This window comes from Pseudomonas sp. TE4620, assembly GCF_056279045.1.
The window spans coordinates 1-18,345 of the sequence record NZ_JBWBQO010000001.1 but is presented as its reverse complement, the minus strand read 5'-3'; the positions used below and the strand labels follow the sequence as shown (position 1 = coordinate 18,345).

Genomic DNA, 18,345 nt, shown 5'->3' with positions numbered 1-18,345 from the left:
ATTGTTGTTAGGGAGAGATCGACGCCACCGGGTCAGCCACGGCGAGCGCTTGGGTCCAGGGCTTTTTTGGAGTATAGATGTGCAAACATCTAATAAGAACGCACATAAAAGCCGGACCAACATGCAAAAAAACATCACCTCCCTGGGGTCGCTGAACTGGGATGACCTGAAGTTTTTCCTTGAAGTGGCGCGTACCCGCAAGGCCAGTAGCGCGGCCAAACGCCTGGGCGTCGACTACACCACGGTGTCGCGGCGGATCAGTTCGCTGGAAGTGGCGCTGGGCACTCTGTTGTTCGAAAAGTCGCGGACCAACGGCTTTGTCCTCACCGCCGAAGGCCAGCGCCTGCTCAGCTATGCCGAATCCATCGAAAGCACCCTGCACATGGCTTGCGAGCAGGTTTCCGGCTCCGGCGTGGCGTTGTCGGGGCATGTACGCATGGGCTGCACCGAAGGATTTGGCAGCTTCTTCGTCACCCCGCAACTGAGCCATTTCGTTGATGCCTACCCGGCGATCTCGGTGGACATCCTGCCGCTGCCGCACTTCATCAGCCTGTCCAAGCGCGAGGCCGACATCGTCATCGCCCTCGAGCGCCCGGAACACGGGCCCTACGTGTGCTGCAAGCTGTGCGATTACCGCCTGCGCCTGTACGCCACCCAGGAATATCTGGACAGCCACGAGCCGATCACCCGCAGCAGCGACCTGGCCCGCCATCAGTTCATCAGTTATGTCGACGACCTGGCCTTCAGTTCCGAGCTCCTGTACCTGGCCAACCTGATTCCGGCCGCCAGCGCCAATCTGCGCAGTACCAGCGTGATCGCCCAGTATGTAGCGGCGCAGCAGGGCCGTGGCCTGGCGATCCTGCCGTGTTTTCTGGCCGCACAAGACCCGCGCCTGGTGGCGATTCTGCCGGAGGAGGTAGAGATTACCCGGCAGTTCTGGATGTACTGCCGGGAGGATTTGAGGAAGTTGAAGCGGATCACCCTGTTGTGGGATTACATCCGCGATGTCACCGAGCGCAACACCCCGCTGCTGATGGGCGAGTCGCGCGCGATGAGCTTTGCCGACTGATCAGTCGGAGGCGACCACGATCGACACCCGGCGGTTTTCCAGGCGTCCGGCGCGGGTGTCGTTGCTGGCCACCGGCTCGCTGCTGCCCAGGCCGCGGGTTTCGACGTTTTCCGGGCGCATGCCGACGCCGACCAGCACATTGGCCACGCTCTGTGCGCGGCGCTTGGACAGTTGTTCGTTGTAGGCCGCGCGGCCCGAGGCATCGGTATGGCCGTCGACCCGCACGCGCTGGATGTTCACCGACAGCAGCGACTTGCCGATGCGCTCGACAATCGTCCGGCTCTGGGCGTTGAGGGTGTCGACATCGCTGCCGAACAGCACTTTGCTCGACAGGCCGAACTCCCAGCCTTCATCGGTGAGCTGAAAGCCCTCCTGCTTGAGCAGGGCAATCTGTTCGGCGGTCAACCCTTTGGGTGGCACGCTCTGGCAGCCGCCCAGGGCGAACAACGCCAGGGCCAGGCAGATAAAATGAAAACGTAGTCGTTGGCTCAAATGAATCACGGTTCAGCTCCTGTTTTTTACATGATGAGCAGAGCGCTCCGGCTCTGCCATTTGCCCCTGGCCACGCAAGTTGCGCTTGGCCTGATACATCGCCGCATCAGCGGCATTGAGGAGGTCGGAAGGATTACCGCCGTCGTCGGGAAAATAGGCAATACCGATGCTCAGCGACGTGACGATGATCTGCCCTTCGCTCAGGCGGATTGGCAGTTTCATGCTGGCGGCAATCTTCTCGGCGATGCGCCGGGCGTCTTCGTGCGCGTGCAGTGGCGCCAGCAGCACGGCGAATTCGTCACCGCCCAGGCGAGCCACCAGATCATTTTCACGAAGCTGCGCACGCACCCGGGTGGCCACGCTGATCAGCACTTCATCGCCAGCGGCGTGGCCAAAGTTGTCGTTGACCTCCTTGAAGTTGTCGCTGTCGAGAAACAGCAAGGCCAGGTGTTCATTGTGCTTTTGCGCATTGCGCAGAGTGCGGCTCAGGCGGCCTTCGAAAAACGCCCGGTTCGGCAAGCCGGTGAGGCTGTCGTGGCTGGCCTGGTGGGCCAGGCTTTCGTTCTCGCTCTGCAAGTGGCTCTGCCACGACTCCAGCTCGTCAAGCAAGGCGTTGAAGTCGTTGCCCAGCTCGTTGAGCTCGGCGATCTGCGCCGGTGGCACGCGGCGGTCGAAACTGCGCTCGCGGCGCGCGGCGTGGGCGACATTGGCCAGGCTGCGCAGCGGCCCGACGATGTCGCCGAACATTCGCCGCGACAGGTACAGCGCACTGAAGGCACTAAGCGCCGTGCACAACAGGATCCCGGCCAGGCCGCTGAGCAGGAAGCGCACCAGGCTGCCGCCCTGCCCCACCAGTTCGATACGCCCGACCTGCTGGCCCTGGTGCAGCACCGGCAGAATGATCGGCTCTTCCAGCAGGCTGCGGGCGATCAGTTGCTCGGTCTGCGCCAGCAGGCCGCTGTCATTGCGCTGCCAGCGCGCCAGCAGCTCGCCATTGTCGTCGAACACCTTGACGTCGGCGACTTCTTCCGTGGTGGCAATCAACGCCAGCGCTTCGTTGGCCGCTCCGGCGTCGTTGAATACCACTGCCGCTTCCACGGTGTAATTGATCGAACGGGCAATCAGGTGCAGGTTGTGATTGGCGTAAACGCGCAAGGCCAGCACGCCGAGCAGGGTCAGCGAGACCCCGGCAAGGCCGACGGCAAGCAGCGCCACGCTCAGGTGGCGGCGGCCAAGCACGGCACGCAGGGTCGGGCGCTCGCGCCCCTTGCCAAAGCCGATCATGGTTGCGCCGCCCGCCGCCGCGAGAGCTGCAGCACGCTGGGGTGGATGCGCACGCCGCTGCGCGCCACCGAGTCGAGGTTGACGTCGAACGCTACCTGGCGATCGCCGACCCGCAGGCAGAACAGGCTGCCGACTGTGCACGGGTCATCGGCCTCGCTCATGCTCAGCACCGGATGACCGCTCAACGCCGTGAACAACCGGCTACGTTCGTCCTGGCTGAGCTTGCCGATATAGATCGCATCGCACTCATTGGCGATGCGCGGGTCGCTGGCCAGCAAGCGGCGCACCAGCACCGGGCGACCGGTGGCCTGGGTGGTGCCTTTGACCAGATCGTCGGCATATTCGGTCGGGCCGATCAGGCACAGGCGCAGTTGTGCCGGCTCAACCGGCCAGCGTGCGTAACTGAGGATACCCAGCACAACCTGGGTGACTGCCTTGGCTCGCTGCTCGGCCAGGTTCGACGTGACCTCAGCCTCGGCACCGGCCTGCGCGGCGAACAGCAACAGCATCGCGGCCAGCAGCGAACGCGTCAGGCTCGTCACACGTCCCGATGTCGGGGCGGCCACATTCATGAGGGAAATCTCTTAAAACCACGCAGGATGATGCCGCAACGATAGCACAGAGGCCGATTTTCCAGCGAGGGAGCACCTCCCCGGCGATCCGGTAATAGGCCGAATCGCCGTGCTTAAACCTGCTCCAGCATCAGCCCCGAGATACGTTTGACCTTACGCCGCACCGCGTCTTCAAACACACCCTGGCGTGGCTCAATCAAACTAAAGCAGGTCTTGGCCCGGGTGATACCGGTGTAGATCAACTCCTTGGTCAAAACCGGGTTCAGGGCGTCTGGAAGCACCAGCGCGGTGTGGGTGAACTCCGAGCCCTGGGACTTGTGCACGGTCATGGCGAACACGGTTTCGACTTCATTGAGCCGGCTCGGCAAGACGAAACGCACGCCGCCGTGCCCGTCGTTGCGGGCAAAAGCCACGCGCAGTACCTGTTGCCCCTCATGCTGCTCATCGGGCAGGCGCAGGGCGATGCCGATATCACCGTTCATCAAACCCAGGCTGTAGTCGTTGCGGGTCATCAGTACCGGGCGGCCTTCATACCAGGGCTGCTCACTGTCGATCAGCCCCGCCGCGCCGAGCACCCGGCTGACCCGCTGGTTCAGGCCTTCGACACCCCAGGCCCCCTTGCGCACGGCACACAGCAACTGAAAGGTCTCGAAGCCCTGCAACACCTGCATGGCCCAGGTTTCCCAGCGTGGATCATCCACCGGCGTACCAGGTTGCGGGCGCTGCTGGCGAAGGGTCTGCAGGTAGCTGCGATAACCCTGGGGGCCATCACTGCCACGGCCCAGGCCTTCGAGTAGCAAGCGATCGAAGTTGCGGTCCTGCTCACCGCGCAGGGTCAGGGCAAACACATCGTCCTGTTTCTGGTTGAGCAGGGCCCGGGCCTGATCGGCCTCCTGGCGGTTGACCAGGCGTGCCAGCTGGCCAATGCCGCTGCCTTCGCCAAAGCGCCGCGAGTAGCGCAGCATCACCACTTGCTGCGCCAGCGGATACTGCCCGGCGCTGCCCGGCAGCAGTTCGCTGCCCGCCAGGGTTTCACCACTGACCTGCTCCAGCCAGGCCTGGGTCTCGGGGCTGTAGCGCCCGGCCTCGGCATCGCGGCACAGGTCACCGAGTACCGCGCCGGCTTCCACCGAAGCAAGCTGGTCCTTGTCGCCCAGCAGCACCAGGCGCGCATGGGGCGGCAAGGCGCCAAGCAGGTTGGCCATCATCTCCAGGTCGATCATCGAGGCTTCGTCGACCACCAGCACATCCAGCGGCAGCGGGTTGCCGGCATGGTGCCGGAAATGCCGTGAGCCCGGGCGGCTGCCGAGCAGACGGTGAACAGTGGAGACGTCGGTGGGAATGTTGTCTCGGACCTCGGCAGCCACCGCCAGGCGCTCGACCTGCTGGCCGATGGACTCGGTCAGACGCGCGGCGGCCTTGCCGGTGGGTGCCGCCAGGCGAATGCGCAGCGGTCGCCCCGCCTCCACCGCAGGCGCCTGCAACAGGGCCAGCAAACGCACCACCGTGGTGGTTTTACCGGTACCCGGGCCGCCGGTAATGATGCTGAAGGCGCTGCGGGTGGCCAGGGCACAGGCCAGCTTTTGCCAGTCCACCTGAGCGCCAGGAACGCCACCCTCGAACAGTTGCGCCAGCCGCGCCGAGAGGTCCGCCGGGGTTGGCTCGACCTGCTGCAGGCGCTCGCGCAAGGCGTTGTCGATACGCCGCTCGTAGGCCCAGTAACGGCGCAGGTACAGGCGCTGGCCATTGAGCACCAGCGGGCGGGCGCTGTCTTCGCTGTTGCTGCCATGGGCCACCAACCGGCTGCGGCCCAGTTGCTGCAGCCAGGTGTCGAGGGTCAGGCGCTCGAGCAGTTGCGAGGGCAACAGCAATGGCCCGGCCAGGGCGTCCCCCTCCGGCGGCAGCGACAGGGCAAAATCCGGCTCGGCCAAAGTTTCACCCAGGTCGAGGCAGACATGCCCGTGGCCCAGCTGATGACTGGCCAGGGCCGCCGCCAGCAGCACCAAGGGCTCGCCGCCAGGGTCGCGCTCACCGAGGAAACTCACAAAGGCCCGGTCCAGGGCACGCAACCAGCCACGCTCGACCCAGCGATCAAGCAAGGCCAGCAGGTCTGCGCCCTTGCTCAGCGGCTGCAGTGCCGCCAGGTGGCCGGCATCCAGCGGCGTCGGCAACAGGTCGTCGAGGCTACGGCTCATGGGGCGTCTCCGAAAAACAGGTCGTGTTGCTGCGGGGCGCTGACGCCGCGGAACAGCGCATCGAGCTGCTCGATCAGCTCACGCGGTGGCTTGACGAAATACAGGCCGCGAGAAGCCGAATCGACGCCACGCAGGAAGATGAACAGTGCCCCGCCGACATGCAGGTCGTAGTCATAACCCGGCAGCCGCGCGCGCAACTGGCGATGCAGGGCCAGCAGGTAGAGCACGTATTGCAGGTCATAGCGGTGGCTGAGGATCGCGCCTTCCATGGCCAGTTCGCTGTAGGCCAGGTCATCAGGCCCCAGCCAGTTGGATTTGTAGTCCGCCACGTAATAACGGCCGTCGTGTTCGAAGGCCAGGTCGATAAAACCCTTGAACATGCCATTGAGCAGCGCCGGTTGCGCAGCCAGGCGCGCGACGCCCTGATGGGTGTATTCGCACACCAGCTGGTCGAGCCGGCCGACATCGACCTTGTGGCTGGCGAACCAGAACTCCATTTCGATCTGGTACTGGCTTAGCTGGCTCAAGGACAACGGTGAGCTATCAGGTGCCAGGGCCATGGGCTGTGCAAGCAGTTGCTGCAACCACTGGCTGAGGGTCGGGATCCAGCCGGTCCAGTCGCGGCGGTTGCAGCGCTGGCCGACGGTGCGGGTCAATTGCTCGGGGTCGGCGCTGACCTGGGCGAACCCTTCGTGCCCGGCCCACTCAAGCAAGCCGTGGAGGAAGGTGCCGGGGTTCGGCCCGCGCGGGAAGCGGTGGATGTCGCCACTACCGGGCATCACTTCACGCAGCTGCTGCGCGTCAGGCCGCTCGTCATCGAGCAGTTGTTGCGCCTGAGAGCTGTCGGCTGCCAGGGTCATGGCCTCTTCGCCGATGCGCAAAGCACTGTAGGAGGCGATCCACCAGTTCTCCGCAGCCCGGCGTTTGGGCTGGCGTGCAGGCAGCAGTTCGGCCTGGTTGCGCGGGGCGCTGTAGGCCTGTTCATCCGGCGCTGGCAACTCGATGCTGGCGATGGCCGGGCAGCCGGACTGCAAGGCCTGCAGCCAATCACCCAGTTGGGTCGAAGCCGCCAGGGGCGTGCCGCCACCCAACAGGTAACCCAGGGCCGAGCGATGCAGGGTCGAGGCCTTGCCGGTGCCACGCTTGAGGTCGGCAACACCGAGCCAGCAAGCATGCTGGGCGCGGGTCAAGGCCACGTACAGCAGGCGCAGGTCTTCGGCCAGGCGCTCGTCGTCAGCCAGGGCGATCTGTTCGGCATCAGGGGTCAGGGTCAGGTGCGCCTGGCCTTCGCCGTCGTGCCAGGCCAGGGGCAAGCGCGAGCCATCGACCGGCTTGCTGGTGCAGATGAAGGGCAGGAACACCAGGGGGTATTCCAGGCCTTTGGATTTGTGGATGGTTACCACCTTGACCAGTTGTTCGTCGCTTTCCAGGCGCAGGATCTGCTCTTCGCCAGCCTGACCCGAGCTGGCCAGGTGCTCGCCCAGGTGGCGAATCAACGCCTGCTCGCCATCCAGCTCGGTGGCCGCCTGTTGCAGCAGTTCGGCAAGGTGCAGCAGGTTGGTCAGCACCCGCTCGCCATCACTGCGGGCCATCAACACTTGAGGCAAGTCGAAATCGTGCAGCAGGCGCCGCAGCATCGGCAGCACACCCTGGCTACGCCAGATCAGCCGGTACTGGCGAAACTGCATGACCCAGCGCTCCCATACCCGCTCATCCTGGTTCAATTGCGCCAGGGCGCTGAGCGGCAGGTTGAGGGTGATGCTGGCAAGTGCCGCCTTGAGCAGGCGCTCGGCATCCGGCTCGGCGCAGGCCTTGAGCCAGGCCAGCAAGTCATGGGCCTCCTGGGCGGCGAATACCGAATCCTTGTCGGAGAGGTACACACTGCGCACATCGCGAGCCGCCAGTTCGCCGCGAATCAGCTGCGCCTCACGGCCATCGCGCACCAGGATGGCGATATCCGAAGGCAGGCAGCCACGCAGCGACTGATCGGCTTGCATGAAACCGCTGCGCCCCTGCTGTCCGCCATTGAGCAAGGCGACGATCTGGCTGGCACAGCTGGCAGCCTGCTGCTGCCGGTAAACGGCGCCGGAAACCGGTTCTTCACTGCTCAGTTGCCAGAGGTTGAGTGCTGGCACCGGCACGCCATCGACCTGCAATTGCTCGCTGCGGCCCTTGGCCTTGACCTCGAGAAACGGCACCGGGTTGTCATTGCCGTCACGGAACAAGAAGGCGCCACGGCCCGACTCACGCACTTCAGCCTGCATGAACACATGGTTGACCGCCGTGACCATGGCCTGGCTGGAGCGGTAGTTGGTATCCAGGCTGTGCAGGCGCCCGGCCGTGGCCCGGCGTGCCCCCAGGTAAGTGAAGATGTCGGCGCCGCGGAAGGCATAGATCGCCTGCTTGGGGTCGCCGATCAGGAACAGGCCGGTGTCGCGGACGTTCTCTTCAATCCGGTAGATGCGCTGGAAGATCCGGTACTGCACCGGGTCGGTGTCCTGGAATTCGTCGATCAGCGCCACCGGGAACTGCTCGCGAATCAGCCCGGCCAGGCGCTCGCCGGCGTCACCGTGCAGCGCATGGTCGAGGCGCAGGAGCATGTCGTCGAAGCCCATTTCGGCGCGGCGGCGCTTTTCCTGCTCGAAGCGGGCGCCAACCCAGGCCGCAGCGTGCTCAAGCAGACAGGCATCAGGCGTGGGCAGGCCCTGAAGCTGGTCGCGCAGCGCCTCCATTGCCTGCAATGCCGGGTGCGCTGGCGGTTCGCCCTTCCAGGCTTCGGCCATGCCGGCGCGGGTAAAGCGGCTGAAGCCGGTGCCCAGGTCCAGCTCCAGTGCCTGGTGGTCTTCGGCCCAGGCCTTGAGCTTCTCGCACCAGGGCTCGAAATAGCGTGCCTGCATCTTGCGCCCATCGACCTGCTTGGCGGCCAGGCCGTCCCGGCAGATCTGCAGCAACTCGTCGGACCATTGCGCCCAGGGTGCCTTGAGCGTTTGCAGCAACTCGGTACGCTGTTGCAGCACCGCCTCGATCAGGGCCTGGGGCTCTTCTTCGTCGCTCTCGATGCGCTGGCGGCCGAACAGCGCGCGCACCCGTGGCAACAATGCTTCGGGGCTGACCCAATGGGCCCGCACCCAGGCCAGCGCATCGCCCTGCATGCTGTAGCAGAAGCGCCGCCAGTAGTCGCGCATGACCTGGCCGAGCAGGTCGCTGTGGTCGGTTTCCAGAGTCTGGGTAAACAGGCTGCCGCTGTCGAAAGCGTGCTCGCGCAGCATGCGTTGGCACCAACTGTGGATGGTCGACACCGCGGCTTCGTCCATCCATTGCGCGGCCACGTCCAGGCGATTGGCGCACGCTGCCCACAGCGCCGGCTCATAGTCATCGCGCAGTTGCTCAAGCAAAGGGTCGGCTTCACTCAACTCGCCACGAAAATAGCGCGCAGCTTCTGCCAGGCGAGTACGAATGCGTTCGCGCAACTCCTTGGTGGCGGCGTCGGTAAAGGTCACGACAAGAATCTGCGGCGGCAGCAGCTCGCGGCCAAAGCCCTGCTCGCCGCCATGGCCGAGCACCAGGCGCAGGTACAGCGCCGAGATAGTGAAAGTCTTGCCGGTACCGGCGCTGGCTTCGATAAGCTGGCTGCCGTGCAGGGGAAAGGTCAGGGCCAGGGGGGCAGGGGCAACTCCAAGGCTCATCGAGCACTCTCCTCTTTGCCCAGCGTCTGCCAGGGCGCTTCGAACATGGGGCGGTACAGGGCCTCGCACCAGCCTTCGAATTCTTCACTGGCACTGAGTGCAGCAAAATCGCTGAACTGCCGGGCCAGCGCGGTGCTTTCGCTGCGCTCGCCAAAGCTGTTCTGGCCATCGCCGTCGTAGGCCTTGGCCGCTGCGGCCAGGGCTTTGTCGGCATCGCTCTGGGCCAGCCAGGCAAAAGCGGTTTTCACCGCCGCCGGCAGCGGTGCGTTCATGCCCGTTTGCCGGGCCAGTAACAGGTCGCCCAGCAGTTCAGCGGCACGGGCTTGTTCGAGCGGCGCCAACAACAGCGTAACGTCGGTGGCGACCACGGCGCTGTGCAGCTTCAGGTCCACCGCACAGGCGGCCAGGTGCATGACCCAGGTTGGCGTCAGCCGGTGCCACTTGAGGGTGCGGCCACTGCTGATGCCATTGGGCAAGGTGGTGATGCTTAGCAAGGACTCGTCTTCGCGCTGGTAGACCCGGCCCAACCAGCCTTCAAGCTTGAGCTGGCGATACTCGAAGCGGATCGGCACGGCGTTATCCACAGGCAACGGCCACTGCTGCAGCAGCTGTTGATAACGCTGCAGCAGGTCGGGCAACGGCTCGATCAGTTCGGCCTGCAGGCATTCACCGAAACCTGCCAGCGGCAGCAGCCCGTAGCCCTGCAGGCGCCTTGCCTGGGTGGTCAACGCCCGCTCGCTGTCTTGCGGGTCGGCCAGGGCTGCTGCCAGCAGGCTTTCACTCAGGCTGTAGCGCTGCAGGGCATCGAGCACGAATGGCTCTTCATCGGCCAGGGGCGCTTCCACCGACTCGAAGAACACCTTCAAACGCTGGCTGAAGAAGTGCCGTACCGGATGGCGGAGGAAGTCTTGCAGCAAGGTCAGGGTCAGCGGTTCATCGCTGCTGTAAGCCGGCAGCTCATCCTCAGGCTTGAGCTGCTGTTCGCCAGGCAGATGCAGGGAGCGCCACTCACGGGCATAGCTGAACAGGCTGCTGCCCTTGTGAAAGTAGCGGGCGCTGAACGGCTGCAACGGATGCTCCACGGTCAGCGCATGCAACAACTGCTCACCGGCGTTGAGCTTGCCGCCCACCTCGGCACCGGCCAGGCGCCAACCTGCCGCCAGATGATCGCGTAGCTGGCCGATCAGCACCGAGGCCGGGCGTTCGCTGTTGTCGCGAATGCTGCGCCCGACCCAACTGACGTACAACTGATCACGGGCCGACAGCAGCGCTTCGAGCAACAGGTAGCGATCGTCCTCGCGCCGCGAGCGATCACCTGGACGGTAGTCACTGCCCATCAGGTCAAAGTCCAGCGGCGGCTGCGCACGCGGATAGTCGCCATCGTTCATACCCAGCAGACAGACCACCTTGAACGGGATCGCGCGCATGGGCATCAAGGTGCAGAAGTTCACCGAACCTGCGAGAAAGCGCTGGGACAGCCGACCCTGGTCGAGCTCGGCCAACCAGGCTTCACGGACCACTGTGAGCGGCAGCAAGTCTTGCAGGCCGACCGACTCGCAGGTCTGCAACCAGTTTTCTCGCAGGGTCTGCAGTTGCACCAGCAGGTAGTCGTCATGCTCGGTTTCGGCGAGGAAGAACACTTGCAGCAAGGCATGCAGGCGCTCGCCCCACTCGGCAGCCGTCGCCGCCTGGGAGAGCTGCTCGTGGGCAATTTCCAGGGCATCGAGCAGGGCCACCAACGGGCCGATCAAGGCGGCATCCAGGCCGCCAATCTCATCGAACGGCTCGATCCCGTCGCAGCCTTCGCCGACACCGACGGCGTAACCCAGCAGCATGCGTCGCAAGCCGAATCGCCAGCTGTTCTGTTCAAGGTCCGCCGGTAAACCGAGACCGGCGCGTTGCTCGGCGTTCAGCCCCCAGCGAATGCCCGCGCCTTCGATCCAACGGTGCAAGGTCGGCAGGTCGCTTTCCTTGATCGCGAAGCGCGCGCGCAAGGCCGGCACATCGAGCAGATCGAGGATCTCGCTGACGGCGAAACGACTGTCGGGCAACTTCAGCAGGTGCTCCAGGGCGATCAGCAACGGGTCGCGGCCACGCTGGCCCTGGTCGGTCAGGGTGAAGGGGATGAAACGCGGGTCGTTGCGGTCGAGCTGGCCGAACACGGCGCGGATGTGCGGCGCGTAGGTGTTGATGTCCGGGAGCATGACGATGATGTCGCGGGGGCGCAGCGCCGCATCGGCGCTGAAGCGGGCGAGCAACTGGTCGTGGAGGATTTCCACTTCACGTTGCGGGCTGTGGCCGATATGAAAACGCACCGAGCGATCTTTGCCAGGGTCGACGTCAGGCCACAGCTCGCGGGTTTCGGCCAGCGGGCGCAACTCGAGAATGTCGTCCTGCAACTGGTTGAGCAGGGTCTTGGGCTCGCTTTCGCTGAACAGGTCGATACGCCCGTCGCTGAAGGCTGCGCGGTAACTGCCAGGGTCGTCGTAGCTGTCGAGCAGGTTGATGTAGTCGCGGCCCTGCTTGCCCCAGGCAGCCAGCAAGGGATGAGCGTGCTGGTGCAGGGTTTCGGCGTCGATCAGGCTGGGCATGCCCTGCTTGCGTTGCTGGCGCTTGTACTGATGGCGCAGCAGGTCCTTGTCGGCGACGATGTCGGCCCAATGGTGACGGCAGGGGTTGTGCACGCAGAGCAGCACCTGGCTGAAACGCGCCAGGCCGGCGAGGGCTTCCAGCGCCTGGGCAGGCAACGACGAAATACCAAAAACGATAACCCGGGACGGCAGGCCAGCGGGCGCCTGCTCCAGGCTGTTGATCCGTTCGATGAAGCGCTGGTGCACACCGGCGCGGCTCTGGGCCATGCCCTCTTCGCCGACATCCAGCAACAAGGCGCGCCACAGCTCGGCCTGCCAGCAGTTGGCGGGCGGCAGCGGCTTGGATTCGCCACGGGCGGTATTGAGCACATGACGGCCAGCGGCCCAGTCCTTGAGCCAGTCGGCGCGATACACCTGGTACTGGTCGAACAGGTCGGCCAGGCGCTCGGCCAGCTGGTAGCGCTTGCGCAGGTCGCTGTCGTCGGTGAGAAAGCGCTGCAAGGGCTCGAAGTGCGGCTTGTCGATGACCTCTGGTAGCAGGCGCATCAAGCGCCAGGTCAGCGGCGCCTTGTCGAGCAGCGACACCTCGGGGATTTCTTCGCGGCCCAGCACCTTGCGGTACAGCTGCCACATGAAACTGCCGGGTAGCTGCACCTCGACCGCCGCAGCGATGCCGCAGCCGCCCTGGTCGTCATCTTCAGGATCTTCGGCCAGGGCCAGCTTCAACCACTGGGCGATGCCGTTGCTCTGCACCAGGGCGATTTCGTTTTCCAACGGTGCCAGCGGGTAACGCCGCATCCAGCTCACCACCAGGCTGCGCAGTTCATCCAGGCGGTTGCCGTGAACCACCATGAAACCTGGTAGGAGTGGGTTTGTGTGCGGCATTGGGCATCCTTGAGGCTGTGCGGGCAGAGGGAAACCTTATCATGCTCGGCGAGCCTGACTGTGTTGTGCAACAGCCAGAAAGACAAAACCCCTACCTGCATGCGCAGATAGGGGTTTCGGAATTTAATCTTGACGATGACCTACTCTCACATGGGGAAACCCCACACTACCATCGGCGATGCATCGTTTCACTGCTGAGTTCGGGATGGGATCAGGTGGTTCCAATGCTCTATGGTCGTCAAGAAATTCTGTTGCCAGAAGGTCTTGTTCAGACACTCCAGCGAATCGGGTATGTGATGTTTGTGAGTTACAAATCTTCGGCTGTGCAGTCTTCACAACACCGCAATCTGGTCTTCGACGCAAATTGCTTGGGTGTTATATGGTCAAGCCTCACGGGCAATTAGTATTGGTTAGCTCAACGCCTCACAGCGCTTACACACCCAACCTATCAACGTCGTAGTCTTCGACGGCCCTTCAGGGAGCTCAAGGCTCCAGTGAGATCTCATCTTGAGGCAAGTTTCCCGCTTAGATGCTTTCAGCGGTTATCTCTTCCGAACATAGCTACCCGGCAATGCCACTGGCGTGACAACCGGAACACCAGAGGTTCGTCCACTCCGGTCCTCTCGTACTAGGAGCAGCCCCTCTCAAATCTCAAACGTCCACGGCAGATAGGGACCGAACTGTCTCACGACGTTCTAAACCCAGCTCGCGTACCACTTTAAATGGCGAACAGCCATACCCTTGGGACCGGCTTCAGCCCCAGGATGTGATGAGCCGACATCGAGGTGCCAAACACCGCCGTCGATATGAACTCTTGGGCGGTATCAGCCTGTTATCCCCGGAGTACCTTTTATCCGTTGAGCGATGGCCCTTCCATACAGAACCACCGGATCACTAAGACCTACTTTCGTACCTGCTCGACGTGTCTGTCTCGCAGTCAAGCGCGCTTTTGCCTTTATACTCTACGACCGATTTCCGACCGGTCTGAGCGCACCTTCGTACTCCTCCGTTACTCTTTAGGAGGAGACCGCCCCAGTCAAACTACCCACCATACACTGTCCTCGATCCGGATAACGGACCTGAGTTAGAACCTCAAAGTTGCCAGGGTGGTATTTCAAGGATGGCTCCACGCGAACTGGCGTCCACGCTTCAAAGCCTCCCACCTATCCTACACAAGCAAATTCAAAGTCCAGTGCAAAGCTATAGTAAAGGTTCACGGGGTCTTTCCGTCTAGCCGCGGATACACTGCATCTTCACAGCGATTTCAATTTCACTGAGTCTCGGGTGGAGACAGCGCCGCCATCGTTACGCCATTCGTGCAGGTCGGAACTTACCCGACAAGGAATTTCGCTACCTTAGGACCGTTATAGTTACGGCCGCCGTTTACCGGGGCTTCGATCAAGAGCTTCGCGTTAGCTAACCCCATCAATTAACCTTCCGGCACCGGGCAGGCGTCACACCCTATACGTCCACTTTCGTGTTTGCAGAGTGCTGTGTTTTTAATAAACAGTCGCAGCGGCCTGGTATCTTCGACCGGCATGGGCTTACGGAGCAAGTCCTTCACCCTCACCGGCGCACCTTCTCCCGAAGTTACGGTGCCATTTTGCCTAGTTCCTTCACCCGAGTTCTCTCAAGCGCCTTGGTATTCTCTACCCAACCACCTGTGTCGGTTTGGGGTACGGTTCCTGGTTATCTGAAGCTTAGAAGCTTTTCTTGGAAGCATGGCATCAACCACTTCGTCGCCTAATGGCAACTCGTCATCAGCTCTCGGCCTTAAGATCCCGGATTTACCTAAGATCTCAGCCTACCACCTTAAACTTGGACAACCAACGCCAAGCTGGCCTAGCCTTCTCCGTCCCTCCATCGCAATAACCAGAAGTACAGGAATATTAACCTGTTTTCCATCGACTACGCTTTTCAGCCTCGCCTTAGGGACCGACTAACCCTGCGTCGATTAACGTTGCGCAGGAAACCTTGGTCTTTCGGCGTGGGAGTTTTTCACTCCCATTGTCGTTACTCATGTCAGCATTCGCACTTCTGATACCTCCAGCAAGCTTCTCAACTCACCTTCACAGGCTTACAGAACGCTCCTCTACCGCATCACCTAAGTGATACCCGTAGCTTCGGTGTATGGTTTGAGCCCCGTTACATCTTCCGCGCAGGCCGACTCGACTAGTGAGCTATTACGCTTTCTTTAAAGGGTGGCTGCTTCTAAGCCAACCTCCTAGCTGTCTAAGCCTTCCCACATCGTTTCCCACTTAACCATAACTTTGGGACCTTAGCTGACGGTCTGGGTTGTTTCCCTTTTCACGACGGACGTTAGCACCCGCCGTGTGTCTCCCATGCTCGGCACTTGTAGGTATTCGGAGTTTGCATCGGTTTGGTAAGTCGGGATGACCCCCTAGCCGAAACAGTGCTCTACCCCCTACAGTGATACATGAGGCGCTACCTAAATAGCTTTCGAGGAGAACCAGCTATCTCCGAGCTTGATTAGCCTTTCACTCCGATCCACAGGTCATCCGCTAACTTTTCAACGGTAGTCGGTTCGGTCCTCCAGTCAGTGTTACCTAACCTTCAACCTGCCCATGGATAGATCGCCCGGTTTCGGGTCTATACCCAGCGACTAAACGCCCTATTAAGACTCGCTTTCGCTACGCCTCCCCTATTCGGTTAAGCTCGCCACTGAATATAAGTCGCTGACCCATTATACAAAAGGTACGCAGTCACCTAACAAAGTAGGCTCCCACTGCTTGTACGCATACGGTTTCAGGATCTATTTCACTCCCCTCTCCGGGGTTCTTTTCGCCTTTCCCTCACGGTACTGGTTCACTATCGGTCAGTCAGTAGTATTTAGCCTTGGAGGATGGTCCCCCCATATTCAGACAAAGTTTCTCGTGCTCCGTCCTACTCGATTTCATGACTAAGAGATTTTCGCGTACAGGGCTATCACCCACTATGGCCGCACTTTCCAGAGCGTTCCGCTAATCTCAAAGCCACTTAAGGGCTAGTCCCCGTTCGCTCGCCACTACTAAGGGAATCTCGGTTGATTTCTTTTCCTCAGGGTACTTAGATGTTTCAGTTCCCCTGGTTCGCCTCTTGCACCTATGTATTCAGTACAAGATACTCAGCTTATGCTGAGTGGGTTCCCCCATTCAGAGATCTCCGGATCAAAGTCTGTTTGCCGACTCCCCGAAGCTTATCGCAGGCTACCACGTCTTTCATCGCCTCTGACTGCCAAGGCATCCACCGTATGCGCTTCTTCACTTGACCATATAACCCCAAGCAATCTGGTTATACTGTGAAGACAACATTCGCCGAAAACTTGTAATTACTCACAAATTTTACCTTAGCCTGAACACACACCAGTGAAAGTGCTGTCCAGTCTATCTTTCTATCACATACCCAAATTTTTAAAGAACGATTCTGAAAAAGTTCAGAAATCAATATTCGATACGAATATTCATTTCTAAGCTTTGACGTAAGGTGGTGGAGCCAAGCGGGATCGAACCGCTGACCTCCTGCGTGCAAGGCAGGCGCTCTCCCAGCTGAGCTATGGCCCCGTATTGCTACAGGCTGCACCACATGTAATTGGTGGGTCTGGGCAGATTCGAACTGCCGACCTCACCCTTATCAGGGGTGCGCTCTAACCAACTGAGCTACAGACCCAATCGTCTTCTTCAATGAATCAAGCAATTCGTGTGGGAGCTCATAAGACAGCTGATGTCTGTCGATTAAGGAGGTGATCCAGCCGCAGGTTCCCCTACGGCTACCTTGTTACGACTTCACCCCAGTCATGAATCACACCGTGGTAACCGTCCTCCCGAAGGTTAGACTAGCTACTTCTGGTGCAACCCACTCCCATGGTGTGACGGGCGGTGTGTACAAGGCCCGGGAACGTATTCACCGCGACATTCTGATTCGCGATTACTAGCGATTCCGACTTCACGCAGTCGAGTTGCAGACTGCGATCCGGACTACGATCGGTTTTGTGAGATTAGCTCCACCTCGCGGCTTGGCAACCCTCTGTACCGACCATTGTAGCACGTGTGTAGCCCAGGCCGTAAGGGCCATGATGACTTGACGTCATCCCCACCTTCCTCCGGTTTGTCACCGGCAGTCTCCTTAGAGTGCCCACCATAACGTGCTGGTAACTAAGGACAAGGGTTGCGCTCGTTACGGGACTTAACCCAACATCTCACGACACGAGCTGACGACAGCCATGCAGCACCTGTGTCAGAGTTCCCGAAGGCACCAATCCATCTCTGGAAAGTTCTCTGCATGTCAAGGCCTGGTAAGGTTCTTCGCGTTGCTTCGAATTAAACCACATGCTCCACCGCTTGTGCGGGCCCCCGTCAATTCATTTGAGTTTTAACCTTGCGGCCGTACTCCCCAGGCGGTCAACTTAATGCGTTAGCTGCGCCACTAAAATCTCAAGGATTCCAACGGCTAGTTGACATCGTTTACGGCGTGGACTACCAGGGTATCTAATCCTGTTTGCTCCCCACGCTTTCGCACCTCAGTGTCAGTATGAGCCCAGGTGGTCGCCTTCGCCACTGGTGTTCCTTCCTATATCTACGCATTTCACCGCTACACAGGAAATTCCACCACCCTCTGCCCTACTCTAGCTCGCCAGTTTTGGATGCAGTTCCCAGGTTGAGCCCGGGGATTTCACATCCAACTTAACGAACCACCTACGCGCGCTTTACGCCCAGTAATTCCGATTAACGCTTGCACCCTCTGTATTACCGCGGCTGCTGGCACAGAGTTAGCCGGTGCTTATTCTGTCGGTAACGTCAAAATACTCACGTATTAGGTAAGTACCCTTCCTCCCAACTTAAAGTGCTTTACAATCCGAAGACCTTCTTCACACACGCGGCATGGCTGGATCAGGCTTTCGCCCATTGTCCAATATTCCCCACTGCTGCCTCCCGTAGGAGTCTGGACCGTGTCTCAGTTCCAGTGTGACTGATCATCCTCTCAGACCAGTTACGGATCGTCGCCTTGGTGAGCCATTACCTCACCAACTAGCTAATCCGACCTAGGCTCATCTGATAGCGCAAGGCCCGAAGGTCCCCTGCTTTCTCCCGTAGGACGTATGCGGTATTAGCGTTCCTTTCGAAACGTTGTCCCCCACTACCAGGCAGATTCCTAGGTATTACTCACCCGTCCGCCGCTGAATCGAAGAGCAAGCTCTTCTCATCCGCTCGACTTGCATGTGTTAGGCCTGCCGCCAGCGTTCAATCTGAGCCATGATCAAACTCTTCAGTTCAATACTGCTTGGGTTTTGAGAAAACCCTAAACTTGGCTCAGCAATCTCAAATGACTTACTTTCAAATCTTTCGATTTTCGTGTAGCCACTTGTGATGCTGATAATCTTTTTGACTATCAGTCTGAGCTCACAAGCACCCACACGAATTGCTTGATTCAGTTGTTAAAGAGCGGTTGGTTAAGAGCTTTTCGTCTCAACCGAGGCGCGCATTCTACGCTTCCCTCAGAGCCTGTCAAGCGTTTATTTTGAAGTTTTTCGTTTCACTTCAACCACTTGACTCGCTGCGATCTCTCGTAGCGGGA

General features: G+C 60.8%; 7 protein-coding genes, 2 tRNA genes and 3 rRNA genes. 1 reads left to right on the top strand and 11 read right to left on the bottom strand.

Going from position 1 to position 18,345, the window contains the following annotated elements:
* Window positions 1–121 precede the first annotated feature (121 nt).
* Window positions 122–1,069: a LysR family transcriptional regulator gene (locus tag ACZ9A3_RS00060; RefSeq protein ID WP_045195818.1), complete on the top strand. Its 948-nt coding sequence runs from the start codon at window positions 122–124 to the stop codon at window positions 1,067–1,069.
* On the opposite strand, the gene yfiB is transcribed toward ACZ9A3_RS00060, so the two are convergent.
* From yfiB to ACZ9A3_RS00005, 11 genes are all read right to left on the bottom strand, one after another.
* Window positions 1,070–1,561 (bottom strand): outer membrane lipoprotein YfiB, encoded by a 492-nt coding sequence (gene yfiB, locus ACZ9A3_RS00055; RefSeq protein WP_371128691.1) that lies wholly within the window; start codon window positions 1,559–1,561, stop codon window positions 1,070–1,072. It lies immediately after the preceding gene.
* A gap of 12 nt (window positions 1,562–1,573) precedes the next feature.
* Window positions 1,574–2,845 (bottom strand): diguanylate cyclase DgcN/YfiN, encoded by a 1,272-nt coding sequence (dgcN, locus tag ACZ9A3_RS00050; RefSeq protein WP_045195816.1) that lies wholly within the window; start codon window positions 2,843–2,845, stop codon window positions 1,574–1,576.
* The gene (yfiR, locus tag ACZ9A3_RS00045) at window positions 2,842–3,417 is read right to left on the bottom strand and encodes a regulatory sequestration protein YfiR (RefSeq protein ID WP_045195814.1); all 576 of its coding nucleotides are present in this window, start codon (window positions 3,415–3,417) and stop codon (window positions 2,842–2,844) included. The genes dgcN and yfiR overlap by 4 nt, the downstream gene beginning before the upstream one ends.
* A gap of 113 nt (window positions 3,418–3,530) precedes the next feature.
* On the bottom strand, window positions 3,531–5,612 hold the full coding sequence (gene recD, locus ACZ9A3_RS00040; protein ID WP_258596298.1) for an exodeoxyribonuclease V subunit alpha: 2,082 nt from the start codon (window positions 5,610–5,612) through the stop codon (window positions 3,531–3,533).
* Window positions 5,609–9,298: an exodeoxyribonuclease V subunit beta gene (recB, locus tag ACZ9A3_RS00035; RefSeq protein ID WP_476252011.1), complete on the bottom strand. Its 3,690-nt coding sequence runs from the start codon at window positions 9,296–9,298 to the stop codon at window positions 5,609–5,611. The genes recD and recB overlap by 4 nt, the downstream gene beginning before the upstream one ends.
* Window positions 9,295–12,774, bottom strand: coding sequence for an exodeoxyribonuclease V subunit gamma (gene recC, locus ACZ9A3_RS00030; protein ID WP_476252010.1), 3,480 nt, complete (start codon window positions 12,772–12,774; stop codon window positions 9,295–9,297). Before recC ends, recB begins: the two co-directional genes overlap by 4 nt.
* Window positions 12,775–12,901: 127 nt before the next feature.
* Window positions 12,902–13,017, bottom strand: a 5S ribosomal RNA gene (gene rrf / locus ACZ9A3_RS00025).
* A 136-nt stretch (window positions 13,018–13,153) separates the two neighbouring features.
* Window positions 13,154–16,044, bottom strand: a 23S ribosomal RNA gene (locus ACZ9A3_RS00020).
* Between the two features lie 214 nt (window positions 16,045–16,258).
* Window positions 16,259–16,334: transfer RNA gene (locus ACZ9A3_RS00015), tRNA-Ala, on the bottom strand.
* A 29-nt stretch (window positions 16,335–16,363) separates the two neighbouring features.
* Window positions 16,364–16,440: transfer RNA gene (locus ACZ9A3_RS00010), tRNA-Ile, on the bottom strand.
* Window positions 16,441–16,506: 66 nt separating this feature from the next.
* Window positions 16,507–18,043, bottom strand: a 16S ribosomal RNA gene (locus tag ACZ9A3_RS00005).
* Together the 16S, 23S and 5S rRNA genes with 2 tRNA genes alongside form the textbook arrangement of a ribosomal RNA operon.
* Window positions 18,044–18,345: the final 302 nt, after the last annotated feature.